Origin of the sequence: Lutimonas sp. (genome assembly GCF_051011215.1) — a bacterium.
Lineage (GTDB): Bacteria > Bacteroidota > Bacteroidia > Flavobacteriales > Flavobacteriaceae > Lutimonas.
This window is the reverse complement of record NZ_JBPCUJ010000068.1, coordinates 1-15,828: the sequence shown is the minus strand read 5'-3', so window position 1 is coordinate 15,828 and position 15,828 is coordinate 1. Positions and strand designations below refer to the sequence as shown.

11 protein-coding genes, 1 tRNA gene and 1 riboswitch are annotated in these 15,828 nt (G+C 39.8%); all 12 genes read left to right on the top strand.

What is annotated here, in order from left to right; genetic code table 11:
- Positions 1 to 909: O-acetylhomoserine aminocarboxypropyltransferase/cysteine synthase family protein (locus ACR2MV_RS06815; protein ID WP_434021155.1), on the top strand; the 909-nt coding region annotated here is incomplete at its 5' end.
- Between the two features lie 107 nt (positions 910 to 1,016).
- A riboswitch (SAM riboswitch) is annotated at positions 1,017 to 1,129 on the top strand.
- 100 nt (positions 1,130 to 1,229) lie between these two features.
- Complete coding sequence (gene thrA / locus ACR2MV_RS06810) at positions 1,230 to 4,658, top strand: bifunctional aspartate kinase/homoserine dehydrogenase I (RefSeq protein ID WP_434021154.1); 3,429 nt, start codon at positions 1,230 to 1,232, stop codon at positions 4,656 to 4,658.
- A 41-nt stretch (positions 4,659 to 4,699) separates the two neighbouring features.
- Complete coding sequence (locus tag ACR2MV_RS06805) at positions 4,700 to 5,872, top strand: trans-sulfuration enzyme family protein (RefSeq protein WP_434021153.1); 1,173 nt, start codon at positions 4,700 to 4,702, stop codon at positions 5,870 to 5,872.
- A gap of 4 nt (positions 5,873 to 5,876) precedes the next feature.
- Positions 5,877 to 6,125 (top strand): DUF2061 domain-containing protein, encoded by a 249-nt coding sequence (locus ACR2MV_RS06800; protein WP_434021152.1) that lies wholly within the window; start codon positions 5,877 to 5,879, stop codon positions 6,123 to 6,125.
- Complete coding sequence (locus ACR2MV_RS06795; protein WP_434021151.1) at positions 6,122 to 7,126, top strand: homocysteine S-methyltransferase family protein; 1,005 nt, start codon at positions 6,122 to 6,124, stop codon at positions 7,124 to 7,126. The genes ACR2MV_RS06800 and ACR2MV_RS06795 overlap by 4 nt, the downstream gene beginning before the upstream one ends.
- A 2-nt stretch (positions 7,127 to 7,128) precedes the next feature.
- A complete protein-coding gene (locus ACR2MV_RS06790) occupies positions 7,129 to 7,410 on the top strand; it encodes an antibiotic biosynthesis monooxygenase family protein (RefSeq protein WP_434021150.1) in 282 nt (93 codons plus the stop codon).
- Positions 7,411 to 7,413: 3 nt separating this feature from the next.
- Positions 7,414 to 10,083, top strand: a complete 2,670-nt coding sequence (metH, locus tag ACR2MV_RS06785) for a methionine synthase (protein WP_434021149.1) — start codon at positions 7,414 to 7,416, stop codon at positions 10,081 to 10,083.
- 52 nt (positions 10,084 to 10,135) lie between these two features.
- The gene (metF, locus tag ACR2MV_RS06780; protein WP_434021148.1) at positions 10,136 to 11,092 is read left to right on the top strand and encodes a methylenetetrahydrofolate reductase [NAD(P)H]; all 957 of its coding nucleotides are present in this window, start codon (positions 10,136 to 10,138) and stop codon (positions 11,090 to 11,092) included.
- 81 nt (positions 11,093 to 11,173) lie between these two features.
- Complete coding sequence (locus ACR2MV_RS06775) at positions 11,174 to 14,038, top strand: M16 family metallopeptidase (RefSeq protein WP_434021147.1); 2,865 nt, start codon at positions 11,174 to 11,176, stop codon at positions 14,036 to 14,038.
- A 214-nt stretch (positions 14,039 to 14,252) separates the two neighbouring features.
- Positions 14,253 to 14,570 carry a thioredoxin gene (trxA, locus tag ACR2MV_RS06770; RefSeq protein WP_434021146.1) on the top strand — a complete coding sequence of 106 codons (318 nt, stop codon included), beginning with the start codon at positions 14,253 to 14,255 and terminating at the stop codon, positions 14,568 to 14,570.
- A 75-nt stretch (positions 14,571 to 14,645) separates the two neighbouring features.
- On the top strand, positions 14,646 to 15,569 hold the full coding sequence (locus ACR2MV_RS06765) for a DUF58 domain-containing protein (protein ID WP_434021145.1): 924 nt from the start codon (positions 14,646 to 14,648) through the stop codon (positions 15,567 to 15,569).
- Between the two features lie 82 nt (positions 15,570 to 15,651).
- A tRNA-Asp gene (locus ACR2MV_RS06760) sits at positions 15,652 to 15,725 on the top strand.
- Positions 15,726 to 15,828 lie beyond the last annotated feature (103 nt).

Sequence of the window (15,828 nt, the reverse complement as noted above, 5' to 3'; positions counted from 1 at the left end):
AGATTGGGAATAACAACCACTTTTGTAGACGCCTCAGATGCCTCTAATTTTGAATCAGCTGTTCAGGAGAATACCAGAGCGTTTTTCGTAGAATCCTTAGGAAATCCAAAATTGGATGTATTGGATTTAGAAGCAATATCAGCGCAGGCCAAGAAGGCAAAAGTTCCGTTTATTGTAGATAACACCGTCGCTACGCCTGCACTGTTAAATCCGATAAAACACGGTGCAGATATCGTTATTCATTCTTTGACCAAGTATATAGGAGGTCAGGGAAATTCGTTGGGAGGAGTGATTGTCGATGCAGGAAATTTTGACTGGTCAAACGGTCATTTTCCTGAATTCACAGAGCCTTCCGCAGGATATCATGGTTTGGTATACCACGAAGCACTTGGAAATGCATCCTATACGTTTAAATTAATTCTAGAAGGATTGAGAGATTTTGGAGGAGCCTTAAGCCCTTTCAATGCATTTCAGATCATACAAGGATTGGAAACCTTAAACGTCAGAATTAAACAGCACAGTGAAAATGCATTGGCACTGGCTCAATGGCTGGAAGAAAGAGATGAAGTGGCCTGGGTAAACTACCCTGGCTTAAAAAGCAGTCCCTATAAGTCCTTAGCAGATAAATATTTGCCAAATGGGCAGAGCGGTATTGTAACTTTCGGAATTAAAGGAGGCTTTGAAGCCGCAAAGAAATTTACCGATGCTACAGAAGTCTTCTCTTTACTTGCCAATATTGGTGACACTAAATCTTTGATCATACATCCTGCGAGTACTACGCATCAGCAATTAACGGCTGAACAACAATCGGATGCAGGGGTAGGACAAGATTTGATCAGGCTATCGGTGGGTATTGAAAACATTGAGGATTTAAAGTCGGATCTGGACAACGCATTTAAAAGTTTGTAAAATGAAAGGTTGTCGGTCTATCACATAGGCCGGCAATTTTTGTAAAGGTTTTATTGTATTGCATTGAATAATTATGTTTCTTTGCAAAAAGTTCATTAAAATAGATATTGTTATAAAGAAAGGCGGAGGGAAAGACCCTGTGAAGCCTTAGCAACCCTTTTATATTGATAAAGTCGATTAAAAGAAGGTGCTAAATTCTACCGATTAGGAAAGATAACTCACAAGCATTTGAACATTTACTTTTTCCTTTTTTTATCACAATTTCTTAGAAAACTTAATTAATCTGAAACCATCGATCTGGTTTCAAAACATATTTTATAGTGAAGAAGTTGAATCATTTACATTATATAGAACTAAGCAATTTTACCACGGAATCGGGGTATTTCTATGCTGATTTTGCCTTGTCATACCAGTTGTTTGGTGTAGAGCTTGGTAAGGCACCCGTTGTGTTAGTGAATCATGCCTTGACAGGGAATTCGAATGTGGCAGGAGATGAAGGTTGGTGGAATGAACTGATCGGCTTAGGAAAGTTGATTGATACAAATAAGTATACCGTCATTGCTTTTAATATTCCAGGGAATGGTTTTGATGAAATAGAGGCAAATCGAATAGACAATTATGAAGACTTTAATGCACGAGATATTGCGCGTTTATTTGGATTTGGTCTTGAAAAAATAGGAATCGATAAGCTGTACGCAGCTATCGGGGGATCCTTAGGAGGCAGTATTGCCTGGGAGATGTCTGTTCTGTTTCCGGATTTAATAGATAATCTAATACCGGTTGCCTCAGACTGGAAAGCATCCGACTGGATTTTGGCTCATAATAAAACCCAGCAGCAAATTTTATCGAATTCCAGCAAGCCCGTGCATGATGCCCGAATGATGGCGATGTTGTTTTATCGAACGGCTGATTCTTTTAAAGAAAAATTCAACAGAACAAGAAATGAAGAGCAGGGGAATTTTAATACAGAGAGCTGGTTATTACATCATGGGGAAAAATTAGAGAATCGTTTTTCGTTACCCACCTATAAAATGATGAATCACCTGTTGAGTTCTGTGGATATTACCAGAAATCGAGGAACTTTTAATGAGGTTGCCAGCCAGATCAAATCAAGGGTGTTTCAGGTTGGTGTGGATTCAGATTTTTTCTTTGTACCAAAAGAAAACAAAGAAACGCAGAAGTTGCTTAAAGAAGCTGGTGTGGAAAACAACTATGAAGAAATCAAATCCATTCATGGACACGATGCATTTTTAATTGAATTTGAACAACTTGAAAAGATCTTGAGCCCTGTTTTTAGTCAACCAAAGACCAGGAGTTTAAAAAAGAAAGGTATCAAGGTTCTTAAGTTCGGAGGAAGGTCGCTGGCAAACGGAGATGGTTTGCAAAGAGTTGTTGATATTATTGCTGATAAAGCCAAGGATGAAGAAAACTTTGTAGTGGTGCTCTCAGCGAGAGGATCCTCTACCGATCTCCTGGAGGGAATATTAGAAAAAGCAAAGTCAGGAGAGGATTACAAGGAAGATTTTGAAGCATTTAAAAAATACCAGCTTGTTCCTTCGGCCCAACTCGATTTTACCCATGAGTTTGAACTGTTAGATCAGATCTTTGAAGGCGTGGCACTTTTGGGAGATTACAGTACAAAAATAAAAGACCGTGTTTTGGCACAAGGAGAAGTGCTGTCCGTAAAATTAGTCAGCGCCATTCTAAATGGAAAAGGAATTCCTTCGAAACCAGTCGATTCAAGAGAATTGATTATCACAGACAGTAATTTTGGAGAAGCCCTGGTGATGGAAGATGTTTCTAAGGAAAATGTAAAAAAGCATTTTGCGAAAAACGGACATGAATTACAATTGGTCACAGGTTTTATAGCCTCAAACAGCAAAGGAGAAACGACTACTTTAGGCCGCAACGGCAGTAACTATTCTGCTTCCTTGTTTGCCAATTATTTGGATGCAGCAGAACTCGAGAGCTATACCCATGTGAATGGAATTTATACGGCCAACCCTGATCTGGTTCCCAACGCTCATATGATCGAAGAGCTGACTTTTCAGGAAGCCAATGAACTTGCCAGTTTTGGAGCCAATATTCTGCATGCCAAGACCATTATTCCTTTGGTCGAGAAGAATATTCCTCTGCGTCTGCTTAATACATTTGACACAGAAAATAAAGGAACGCTTATTAAATCGCATGCCACCAAAAAGGGCATACGGTCGGTAACGGTTCAAAACAATGTATCGCTTATTAATTTAGAAGGGCGGGGATTGCTCGGAAAAATCGGAGTAGATGCAAGAATCTTTACGGCCTTGAGCAAAGGAGGTATCAACGTAAGTATTATATCTCAGGGATCCTCTGAAAGAGGCATTGGCTTTGTCGTGGGATCAAATGATGCTCAACTGGCCAAGGAAATTTTGGAACATGAATTTGCCTATGACATTAAAATGAAAGATGTCAACAGGATTTATGTAAAAGACAAGCTTTCCATTGTTTCGATTATTGGTCAGAATCTATCCAATTTTCACAGATCGTATAATGCACTTTCAATTAATAAGATCAATCCTGTATTGATCAATAATACCATCACAGGAGATAATATCTGTCTGGTGCTGGAAGAAAAAGACTTAAACAAGGCTGTAAATGTGATTCACGGTCAGATCTTTGGAGTATCTGCAAATATCAACATAGCGATTTTTGGTGTTGGCCTGGTGGGTGGAACTTTAATCGAGCAAATACTACACAGTAAGGCAGATATTTTAAAAAGAAGAAACATCAACCTTAATATTTTTGCTTTGAGTAATTCAAGGCAATTACTTCTTAATAAAGATGGTATAGACGGGGAATGGAATTCAAAATTGCTGGCAGAAGATACTGCTGGTTTTACCATTAATGACGTTATCGGCTTTGCTAAAAATAACCATTTAGAAAACCTGATTGCCGTAGATAATACAGCCAGCGTAGACTTTATAAAAAATTACATTCCATTGGTTGAGAACGGATTTGATCTGGTCTCATCAAATAAAATCGGGAACACAGTAGATTTCTCTTTTTATAAGGATCTCCGCGCTGCGCTCAAGAGGAATGAAAAGAATTACCTCTATGAAACCAATGTAGGAGCCGGACTTCCACTTGTCGATACAATTAAATTATTGCATCACTCCGGAGAAAACATCACCAGAATCAATGGGGTGTTCTCAGGATCTCTGAGTTATTTATTTAATAATTTCTCGGAACAGGAAAAAGACTTCAGCGTGATTTTACAGGAGGCAGTGGACAAGGGCTTTACGGAACCAGATCCAAGAGAAGACCTCAGTGGAAATGACGTGGCCAGAAAGTTATTGATCCTGGCACGAGAATTAGATCTGGAAAATGAATTCTCGGATGTGGAAATTCAAAATTTAATTCCTGAAAATTTAAGGGAAGGGGAGGCCAAAGATTTTTTAGGCAGGCTGTCAGAACTAAATGATGATTATCAAAAAACCAAAGATGCACAGGAGGAAGACCATGTGTTAAGATACGTAGGTGTTCTTTCCGGAGATCTAAGCAAAAGCAAAGGAGAATTGGAGGTAAAACTCGTTTCCGTTTCCAAAAATAGTTCCTTGGGACAGGTGCAGGGCTCAGATTCAATCTTTGAAATTTATACAGAATCCTATGGGGAGCGCCCGTTGGTTATTCAAGGTGCCGGAGCAGGAGCTAAAGTTACTGCCAGAGGGGTATTTGGAGATATATTAAGATTAACAGAAAAAGCAGTTTAAACAACAGTTAGATGATCTGACTGATTGCTGATAATAAAATTATGACGAAGAAAAGAGAATTTGAAACAGAGGCCATTAGAAATCAAATGCCTCGTTCAGGATTTAGCGAACATACCAGTGCGATGTATGTTACCTCAAGTTTTGTGTTTGATGATGCTGAGGATATGAGGGCTTCCTTTGCAGAAGAAAAGGAGAAGAACATTTACAGTCGTTTTTCAAACCCGAATAATACAGAATTCGTTGATAAAATAGTGGCGATGGAAGGAGCAGAAAGCGGTTATGCCTTTGCTTCAGGAATGGCAGCCATCTTTTCGACCTTTGGAGCGCTATTGAGCAGTGGTGACCATATTTTATCGGCTCGTTCGGTATTTGGTTCAACACATGCCCTTTTCACTAAGTTTTTTCCGAAATGGGGAATCGATACCACCTATTTCAATATCAATGAATCGCAAGATATTGAATCCTTGATTCAGCCTAACACCAAGATCTTATATGCTGAGACACCCACGAATCCGGGACTGGAAGTGATTGATTTGGAATTTTTAGGGAAGGTCTGCAAAAAGCACGGTGTCTTGTTGGTAATTGACAACTGTTTTGCCACGCCTTATCTGCAGCAGCCCATCCGTTTTGGTGCTGATTTGGTAGTACATTCAGCCACTAAATTGATCGATGGTCAGGGACGTGTTCTGGGCGGGGTGACAGTAGGAAAGGCTGAACTAATACGTGAAATATATCTCTTTGCAAGAAATACGGGTCCGTCCTTATCGCCGTTTAATTCATGGATTCTTTCTAAGAGTCTGGAAACTTTAAGTGTCCGGGTAGACAGGCATTGTGAAAATGCCTTGGAAGTTGCGGAATATTTAGAAAAACATGCACAGGTAAACAGTGTCAGATATCCCTTTTTAAAATCACATCCTCAATATGACATCGCTGTAAAGCAAATGAAAAAAGGAGGAAATATTGTGGCTTTTGAAGTAAAGGGAGGCCTTGAAGGAGGTAGAAGTTTTTTGAATAAAATTAAGATGTGTTCGCTGTCAGCCAATTTGGGAGATACCAGAACAATAGTCACGCACCCAGCATCTTCAACGCATAGCAAGTTGTCTGTTGAGGAGCGAAGTGTTGTAGGAATAACAGATGGATTGATTCGGGTATCCGTTGGATTGGAAAATATTTCAGATATTGTGGAGGACTTGTCACAAGCCCTAAACAGTTAAGATTATGGTACTATTTCATTCTAAAAATGATCAATATTATAAAAGAGGAGAAACAAAAAGAAGAAGCGTAGTAAAAGCAATTACCTGGAGAACTCTAGGGACCTTAGACACGATTGTGATATCATATTTCCTGACCGGAGAGATAAAAACAGCCGTATCGATTGGGGGTATAGAGATCTTCACAAAAATGTTCCTGTATTTTTTTCACGAAAGAACCTGGAACATGATTAAATGGGGAAAACGAGGAATATGAAAGAAACATTAGATAAAATATTAAAAGAGCGCATCATGGTTTTGGATGGTGCCATGGGTACGATGATACAAGCCTATAAGTTCGAGGAAGAAGACTATAGAGGCGAGCGGTTTAAGGATTATGAGATCCTTTTAAAAGGGAATAATGACCTCTTGTCGTTAACACAACCCGAAGCCATCAAAGAAATTCACCGCAAATATTTTGAGGTGGGTGCAGATATTGTAGAAACCAATACCTTTTCAGGAACCACTATTGCCATGGCAGATTATGCCATGGAAGATCTGGTATATGAACTTAACTATGAATCAGCAAGACTGGCCAAAGAAGTGGCAGAAGAATTTACCAAAAAAGAGCCGCATAAACCAAGATTTGTGGCTGGTTCTATGGGACCTACCAATAAAACGGCCAGCATGTCACCTGATGTGAATGATCCGGGTTTCAGGGCCATTACTTTTGATGAGTTGAGACTTGCTTACAAGCAACAAGCAGAGGCTTTGTTAGACGGAGGAGCAGACCTTCTTTTGGTAGAAACAGTATTTGACACGCTCAATGCCAAAGCAGCCTTATTTGCTATTGAAGAGATCAAAGTCGAAAGAGAGATAGATGTTCCGATCATGTTGAGCGGTACCATTACGGATGCCAGCGGAAGAACCTTGTCGGGACAAACCGCAGAAGCTTTTTTGATTTCTGTGGCTCATATACCATTGTTTACAATCGGGTTTAACTGCGCCTTGGGAGCCAACTTATTACAACCGCATCTGGAAGCGATATCACCGAAAACGGATTTTGCCATTTCGGCGCACCCCAATGCAGGTTTGCCGAATGCCTTTGGTGAATACGATGAAACGCCTGAACAAATGGCCGATCAGATTGAGGATTATATGAAACGGAATTTGGTCAACATCATTGGAGGTTGTTGTGGAACAACCCCAGAACATATAAAAGCAATTGCAGATGTGGCTGCCAGATATCAGCCAAGAAAGCACTCTATGGTATCATAATTATGGTATTAGAAGTGGCCATATTAGAAGTAAAAGATGGGCTTTCGGAAGATTTCGAAATGAATTTTGCCATCGCAGAAAGAATTATAGCCTCACAACGAGGTTATATTTCACATGAATTAAAAAAGTGCCTTGAGCAAAACAACAAGTATTTGCTCCTGGTGAATTGGGAAAGTGTTGAGGATCATGAAATCGGATTTAGAGGTTCAGCGTCCTATCAGGAATGGAAGCAGTTATTGCATCATTTTTATGAACCTTTTCCGGTTGTAGAACATTATCAATAGAGAATGAAAACAGAAGATAAAAGATATTTACACCTGTCTGGACTCGAGCCTTTAGTGCTCAATGAGAACAGTAATTTCATCAATGTAGGTGAGCGAACGAATGTTGCGGGATCGAAAAAATTTTTACGATTAATCAAAGAAGAGCAATTTGATGAGGCGCTGGATGTTGCACGGCATCAGGTAGACGGAGGGGCGCAGATCATTGATATCAATATGGATGATGGACTTATTGACGGAAAGGAAGCCATGGTCAGGTTTATGAATTTGATCGCTGCTGAACCGGATATTTGCCGTGTTCCGATTATGATCGACAGTTCTAAATGGGAGATCATAGAGGCAGGTTTGCAGGTGGCACAAGGAAAGTGTGTGGTCAATTCCATTTCTCTGAAAGAAGGAGAAGAAAAATTCATCTGGGAAGCAACCCGAATTAAAAGATATGGAGCAGCCGTCATTGTGATGGCTTTTGACGAGGTAGGACAGGCAGATAATTATGACAGGCGAATAGAAATTGCCAAACGATCCTATGATGTTTTGGTCAATAAAGTAGGCTTCGCCAGTGAAGATATTATTTTCGATTTAAATATTTTTCCTGTGGCAACCGGGATGGAAGAACATCGACTCAATGCCATTGACTTTATAGAAGCGACAAGATGGGTTAGAGAAAATCTACCAAATGTGAATGTCAGTGGAGGGGTTAGTAATGTTTCCTTTTCTTTTAGAGGGAACAACGTGGTAAGAGAGGCGATGCATTCTGTGTTTTTGTACTATGCTATTAAGGCAGGGATGAATATCGGAATCGTAAACCCGGCCATGCTGGAAGTTTATGATGAAATTCCTAAAGATTTATTAGAACATGTTGAAGATGTAATCTTAAACAGAAGGGAGGATGCCACAGAAAGATTGCTCGATTTTGCTCAGACAGTGAAAGGGAGCAAGAAGGTTGAGGTTGCCAATCAGGAATGGAGAAATGAGCCGGTTCAGGAAAGAATTACCCATGCCTTGGTAAAGGGGATAGATGCTTTTATCGTAGAGGATGTAGAAGAAGCAAGATTGGCTGTTGATAAACCCATTGAGGTCATCGAAGGTCATTTGATGAATGGAATGAATGTGGTAGGAGACCTGTTTGGATCCGGAAAGATGTTTTTACCACAGGTGGTTAAATCCGCAAGGGTGATGAAAAAAGCAGTGGCGTATCTAAACCCATTTATAGAAGAAGAAAAAGGGGAGACCCAGAGGTCATTAGGGAAGGTTTTGATGGCTACGGTAAAAGGAGATGTACATGATATCGGAAAGAATATTGTGAGTGTTGTGTTAGGATGTAACAATTATGAGATCGTAGATTTAGGGGTGATGGTACCTCCGGAGAAAATTATCGATACCGCGATCAAAGAAAACGTCGATGCCATTGGTTTGTCAGGTTTAATCACACCTTCACTCGATGAAATGGTCTATCTGGCCAAAGAAATGGAGAGACAGAATCTGAATATTCCCTTGTTGATTGGTGGAGCTACCACTTCTAAGGCGCATACAGTTGTAAAGATAGATACAGAATACAAAAATGCGGTAGTGCATGTAAATGATGCCTCAAGAGCTGTAACGGTAGTCGGCGATTTGCTGAATAAAAAAACAGCCAATGAGTATGTGGTTAATTTGAAAAAGGACTACGAGTCGTTCAGGGAAAAATTTCTAAAGAGAGGAAAAACCAAGCGTTATGTATCCATAGAAGATGCCAGGGCCAATAAATATAAGGTTGATTGGAAAAAGTCTGAGATCAAAAAGCCCGCAGAAATGGGTGTTCAGGCTCTTCAGCAAATCAGTTTAAAGCAATTGCTTCCTTTTATAGATTGGCAGCCCTTCTTTATTTCATGGGATCTTCATGGAAAGTTTCCAAAAATATTGGAGGATGAATTGGTAGGAGAGCAGGCTACACAATTGTATGAAGATGCTCAAAAAATGATCGAGAAAATCATCGCTAAACAGTTGTTTAAAGCCAAAGGAATTTTTGGTCTGTTTGAGGCAAATACGGTAGATGAGGATGATATAAAAATATCAAAGAACAAAAAGGAGATCGCCAGATTCAGAACTCTTAGACAGCAGTTGCATAAAAAAGAAGGAGTGCCGAATTATGCCTTGTCAGATTTTATTGCCCCGGAATCGGAGCAACAAGATTATATGGGCGCTTTCTGTGTGGCAATATTTGGAGCCGATGAATTGGCACAAAAATTCAAAGAAGAGCACGATGATTACAATGCCATTATGGTACAGGCAATAGCCGATAGATTTGCCGAGGCATTTGCAGAGTATTTACACCAGCAGGTAAGAACAAAACACTGGGGATATGCAACGAATGAAAACTTAAAGAATGAGGAGCTGATCAAGGAGGCCTATAAAGGCATCAGACCGGCACCGGGCTATCCGGCTTGTCCCGATCATTTAGAGAAAGATACGATTTGGGATCTTTTGGATGTTGAAAAAATAATTGGCGTAAAATTAACCGAAAGTAAGGCGATGTGGCCGGGAGCAGCAGTTTCCGGATATTATTTTGCCAACCCTGAGTCAAAGTATTTTGGTTTGGGTAAAGTGACGCTAGACCAGGTTGATGATTATGCAAATCGTAAAGGAATTTCAAAAGAGATGGCCATGAAATGGTTGCAACCGAATTTATCAGTCTAATAAAGAAAATTAACTACCGGCCTTGCTGTGAAAAGTGCCATAAAAAGAACTCATGAAAGTTACAGAACATATTAAAAATGCCAAGGGAAAAACCTTGTTTTCCTTTGAAATAGTACCACCACAAAAAGGACAGAATATCCAGAAACTCTATGATAATGTGGCGCCTTTAATGGAGTTTAAACCTCCCTTTATTGATGTGACTACTTCTCGTGAAGAGCATGTTTATATTAAAAAAGACGGTGGTCTTTTAGAAAGAAAGGTGACCAGAATGAGACCGGGAACGGTAGGGATCTGCGCTTCTTTGATGCACAAATTCAAGGTAGATACAGTACCTCATGTACTATGCGGAGGTTTTACCAAGGAAGAAACAGAATATGTACTGGTGGATTGTCATTATTTAGGAATTGACAATGTAATGGCTCTTAGAGGAGATGCCATGAAAGATGAGTCGTATTTTATTCCCAAGAATGAGGGGAATCATTATGCATCAGATCTGGTAAAACAGATCAGTGAACTGAATAAAGGTATTTATTTACATGATATTATAGAGAGTACCTACAAGGCAGACTTTTGTATTGGTGTGGCAGGCTATCCTGAAAAGCATATGGAATCCCCCAGCATGCAGGCAGATTTAAGACGTTTAAAACAAAAAGTGGATGCAGGTGCCGAGTATGTGGTTACGCAAATGTTTTTTGACAATCAAAAGTATTTTGCCTTTGTGGAAGCGGCGAAAGAAATTGGAATCAATGTTCCAATCATTCCGGGAATCAAACCCATTGCCGTGCAAAGACACTTGAGTGTTTTACCTCAGGTATTTAGTCTTGACTTGCCAGATGCCTTGGTAAGCGCTGTAGAAAAATGTAAGAACAATGTTGAAATCAGGCAGGTAGGGGTTGAATGGGCCATTCAGCAGTCAAAAGAACTGGTGGCAGCCGGAGTCCCTGTACTTCATTACTATTCCATGGGTAAATCTGATAATATTAAAAAGATTGCCTCAACGGTTTTTTAGGTGTAAAATTTTGTTATTTGAATGCTTTAGAATTTTCCATGAAAATACTATCTTCACGGGCGATCCCCAAAATTCAAAATAATGAAATTAAAAAGACTATTTATTACCTTATTGTTTTTGACCACAGCCATGGGCTGGTCACAGACCAAACTTGTTGAGAAAGTCAGTAGAACTGCTGATGAACTTGTTATTCCTTATGAAAAGTACATTCTAAGTAACGGCCTCACCCTTGTGATCCATGAAGATCATTCGGACCCCTTGGTGCATGTTGATGTCACATACCATGTAGGTTCGGCCAGAGAAGAATTACAAAAATCCGGATTTGCTCATTTCTTTGAGCATATGATGTTCCAGGGATCTGAAAACATTGCAGATGAAGAACATTTTAAACTGATTTCCAATGCCGGAGGGACCCTCAATGGAACGACCAATCGAGACAGAACCAATTATTTCGAAACGGCCCCCAGCAATCAATTAGAGTTGATGTTGTGGATGGAAGCGGACCGAATGGGATTTTTCCTGGATGCGGTAACACAGGAAAAATTTGAAGTTCAGCGTGCCACTGTAAAGAATGAGAAGGGACAGAATTATGACAACAGACCTTATGGACAGCGCAGCGAAATCAATGCTGCCAGTTTATACCCATACGGGCATCCCTACTCCTGGTTAACCATTGGAAAATTAGAAGATCTGGACAGGGTAGAACTTGACGATCTGAAAAAATTCTTCCTGCGCTGGTACGGACCCAATAACGCAACCTTAACCGTGGGTGGTGACGTAAATCCTAAGGAAGTAGTGAAAATGGTGGAGAAGTATTATGGCGTGATTCCAGCAGGACCAGATGTACAGCCTATGAAGCTTGATCCGGTTGTTTTGGACAATAACAGATACGTATCCTATGTAGATAAAAATGTACGATTTCCTGGTGTGTTCTTAACCTTTCCTACAGTGGGAAGACATCATCCGGATGAGGCTCCTTTAGACTGTTTGGCAGATATTTTGGGGAATGGACAGAGTTCCTTTTTGTTTCAGAAATTTGTAGAAAGTAAAAAAGCGGTGCAGGCTGTGAGTCAGCATCCATGTAGTGAACTGGCAGGAGAATTTTCAATTATCGTACTTCCTTATCCCGGAGCAAATCTGGCAGATTTTGAAAAAGAAATTGTACAGGTCCTTGAAGAATTTGAAGAGGCCGGTGTAAGTGACGAGGATGTTGAGAAGTTTAAAGTGACCATGGAATCCGGCTTTATCAACGGACTGGCCAGTGTAAGTGGTAAAGTAACTCAGTTAGCGAGTTACCAGACCTTTTTGGATAATCCGAATGCCATCATTGGCGATTTAAAAAGATACCAGGATGTGACCAAAGAGGATGTCCTTAGAGTCTACAATAAATATATCAAAGGAAAACCATCAGTGGTGTTAAGCGTACTACCAGACGATGGAACCGCAGCTGTGGCAGCAAATAACTTTACGCCTCAGACCGAAGGAAAAAATCCATTTCCAACCACAGATTATAGCGGCTTAACCTACAAACGCCCTGAAGGAGACACGTTTGATAGAAGTAAGAGACCGGTTCCGGGAGCTTCACCATTGGTTCCTGTTCCTGAATTTTGGTCAGAGAATATGGACAATGGTGTGAAGATCATTGGAACAGCTTCTAACGAAGTTCCTGTCGTCGCACTTCGTTTGAGTATTAATGGCGGACATAGAATGGACATGTATACGCCGGAAAAATCCGGATTAGCAGTGTTAACTGCTTCTATGATGAATGAGTCGACCGAGAATTACAGTGCGGCAGATATTCAGGAGGAACTGCGTAAAATAGGAAGTAGTCTTAGCGTAAGTGCCAATGACTCAAAAACCGTGATCAGTATCAATTCTTTGAAAAAGAATGTGGGCAGAACCATGGAGATTTTAGAAGAGGTTTTGTACAGACCTAAATTTACTGAAGTGGATTATGAAAGGGTTAAAAAACAACAACTGGAAGGATTAATTTCTCAGCAAAAAGATGCGGCAGCAACAGCCTCGAATGTTTACAGAAGGTTGCTCTATGGCGATGATCATATATATTCTGTGCCAAGTCAGGGAATAGAAGAATCTGTGAATCGTATTTCCTTGGAGGACGTAAAGAGCTTTTATGCGAAGTATTATGCTCCTGAACTATCGGAAGTTGTGGTGGTAGGAGATATTTCTCAAAAAGAAGTGATGGATGGTCTTCAGTTCCTGGAAAAGTGGGAGACGAAGTCGGCTCAGATCCCTGAGATGCCTAAAGTGAAAGAACAGGATAAGACAAAAATATACCTGATCGATAAAAAAGAGGCACCACAGTCAGAGATCAGAATCGGATATGTGACCAATATGTCATACGATGCTACTGGAGACTATTTTAAGTCTTATTTGATGAACTATGCCTTGGGAGGTGCATTTAACAGTAGAATCAATCTGAATTTACGAGAAGACAAGGGATGGACCTACGGGGCTTTCTCTTATTTTAATTCAGATGATGATCCAGGTCCGTTTACTGCACAAGCAGGTGTTAAAGCGGAAGCAACAGCAGGTGCCGTTTCTGAATTTATGAAAGAACTCACCAATTATAAAAATGATGGAATTTCGGACGAGGAATTAGCCTTTATGCGTAATTCAATAGGCCAGCGTGATGCACGAAGTTATGAGACGCCAGGACAGAAGGCAAGTTTTTTAAGCCGAATAGTGCACTATGATCTGGATAAGGAATATGTGGAAGAGCAGACAAAAATTATCAAAGAAATTTCCAAGGATAAAATCAATACCTTGGCTGATCAGGCCCTACAGATCGATACTATGAATATTGTGGTAGTTGGAGACAAGGACAGTAATATAGATGCCTTAAACGAACTGGGCTACGAAATTGTAGAGCTCAATGAAAAAGGGGAAGTGCTGGAAAGTGATAATAAAGAGATCAAAGAATAAGACGACTTTAACTGATTGAAAAAAAGCACCCGAACGGGTGCTTTTTGTTTTTAGATCTGTCAGCATTTTGATCTTAGTACGTCATATTTGATAAGAAGATCATTATTTTAAATAGTGTTATAAGAAAAATAGATTTTCAAATGATTATTGGAGGCAAATAATTTCTTATTTTTGCCAAGTAAATCAAGAAACAAAATAAATAAACAATAAAATTATGGCAATAGAAGTAACAGATGCTAATTTTGAGGAAGTTGTATTAAATTCAGATAAGCCAGTATTGGTTGATTTTTGGGCAGCTTGGTGTGGACCATGTAGAATGTTAGCTCCCATCGTTGAGGAATTAGACAAAGATTTTGATAGCAAAGCGAAGATTGTGAAGGTTGATGTTGATGCGCATCAGGAGTTTGCTGCCAAGTATGGTGTTAGAAATATCCCAACGGTATTACTTTTTAAAGGAGGTGAAGTAGCTGACAAACAAGTGGGTGTTGCTCCAAAGAATGTATATACTGAAAAATTGAATGCTCTTTTGTAAAAAAGACTTTTTAATAGAATATAAAAGGTTTGATCGTACGGGTCAAACCTTTTTTGTTTTCACTACTTTTGATGTATGAAGGATGTTGATTTAAGTCAATTGAATGCGGTTCCGAACATTGAGCTACTTGCTAAACAGGTAGTGGAAGGGTTTATCACGGGTATGCATAAAAGTCCGTTTCATGGTTTCTCTGTTGAATTTGCAGAACATCGATTGTACAACAAAGGAGAAAGTACCCGACACATCGATTGGAAACTCTTTGCAAAATCAGAGAAGCTCTTTGTAAAGCGCTATGAAGAAGAGACCAATTTAAGAAGCCATATCATCATCGATAATTCAGCTTCCATGCATTTTCCTGAAGTCAATGACCTTCGCGTAGATTCCTTCAATAAAATAGGCTTTTCCGTGCTGGCTACAGCAGCTCTCATGGAGATTCTAAAAAGGCAGCGAGATGCCTTCGGACTCAGTATATATGCCCAGGAAAGTGAGTATTTTGCGCCGGCCAAGGGAAATGAGAAACACCGAAGAATGTTGCTCAACCAACTTGAAAGAGTCGTTTTAACGGGTTCTGAAAGCAATACAGATACGTATAAGGTATTGCATCAGATCGCGGAGAAAATACACCGACGCTCCTTGATTTTCTTGTTTACAGACATGTTTCAATCGGATAAGAATGAGGATGAATTGTTTGCAGCTTTACGTCACTTAAAATACAACAAACACGAGGTGGTTTTGTTCCATACGTATGATGGAAAGCTGGAATTGAATTTTGATTTCGACGATTTGCCCAGAAAATACGTGGATGTAGAAACGGGAGAGCAAATAAATCTTTTTGCGGGAAATATGAAGCAAGCCTATCGTTTAAAAGTAGAGGAATACTTTAAGCGCCTCAAATACAAGTGTATGCAGTATAAAATAGAGTATGTTCCTGTTGATATACATGAAGGATTTGACCAAATATTGACGACGTATATGGTAAGAAGGAGTAAATTTATTTAAAAAAAAACGATTTCCTTTTGACAAATCAAAAAACAGATTTATATTTGCACCTGCTTAGCAATAAGCGACGCTAATAAGCAACGGTTTGGTAGTTCAGTTGGTTAGAATACCTGCCTGTCACGCAGGGGGTCGCGGGTTCGAGTCCCGTCCAGACCGCAACTTTTTTAAGAAACAATAGTTGTGTTGTTAACAGTAAATCGCTAAGATTTATATAGTTAGCTAATGAAAAACTTCAGTCTCACTGAGGTTTTTTTGTTTT

Bases quoted from the DNA above. Each gene is read 5' to 3' on its own strand.
- ACR2MV_RS06805 (WP_434021153.1), top strand. From the start codon at position 4,700: ATGACGAAGAAAAGAGAATTTGAAACAGAGGCCATTAGAAATCAAATG.
- ACR2MV_RS06800 (WP_434021152.1), top strand. From the start codon at position 5,877: ATGGTACTATTTCATTCTAAAAATGATCAATATTATAAAAGAGGAGAA.
- ACR2MV_RS06795 (WP_434021151.1), top strand. From the start codon at position 6,122: ATGAAAGAAACATTAGATAAAATATTAAAAGAGCGCATCATGGTTTTG.
- ACR2MV_RS06790 (WP_434021150.1), top strand. From the start codon at position 7,129: ATGGTATTAGAAGTGGCCATATTAGAAGTAAAAGATGGGCTTTCGGAA.
- metH (WP_434021149.1), top strand. From the start codon at position 7,414: ATGAAAACAGAAGATAAAAGATATTTACACCTGTCTGGACTCGAGCCT.
- metF (WP_434021148.1), top strand. From the start codon at position 10,136: ATGAAAGTTACAGAACATATTAAAAATGCCAAGGGAAAAACCTTGTTT.
- ACR2MV_RS06775 (WP_434021147.1), top strand. From the start codon at position 11,174: ATGAAATTAAAAAGACTATTTATTACCTTATTGTTTTTGACCACAGCC.
- trxA (WP_434021146.1), top strand. From the start codon at position 14,253: ATGGCAATAGAAGTAACAGATGCTAATTTTGAGGAAGTTGTATTAAAT.
- ACR2MV_RS06765 (WP_434021145.1), top strand. From the start codon at position 14,646: ATGAAGGATGTTGATTTAAGTCAATTGAATGCGGTTCCGAACATTGAG.